Origin of the sequence: Aphanothece microscopica RSMan92, assembly GCF_046613545.2 — a bacterium.
GTDB lineage: Bacteria > Cyanobacteriota > Cyanobacteriia > PCC-6307 > Cyanobiaceae > NIES-981.
Genome location: NZ_JBKKKY020000692.1, coordinates 1 through 223 on the forward strand (window position 1 = coordinate 1; position 223 = coordinate 223).

The 223-nt window shown below is 73.1% G+C and carries 1 protein-coding gene; it reads right to left on the minus strand.

Annotated elements, in window-relative coordinates:
- Positions 1-188, minus strand: a 188-nt coding sequence (locus tag ACLD7X_RS19630; protein WP_411425360.1) for a DUF2062 domain-containing protein, incomplete at its 3' end; no start/stop codon positions are given.
- Positions 189-223 lie beyond the last annotated feature (35 nt).

Consider the following 223-nt stretch of genomic DNA (forward strand, 5'->3'; position numbering starts at 1 on the left):
GTGCCCGCCGCCGCCAGCAGGTGATTGCCGCGCACCACGCTGGCCAGGGCCACGCCGAGCAGGGTCTGCAGTCCGAAGAAGGGAAAGCAGCCGCAGAACACCCCGGCGGCCTGGCCCCGGGCCCGCTGGCCGGGGTTGCCCTCCTGGTGCCAGAGCCACTGGATGGCCCGCCGGATGGACCGCACCACGGGGACATGCGGTCGAAACTGGAACGGACGCAGCG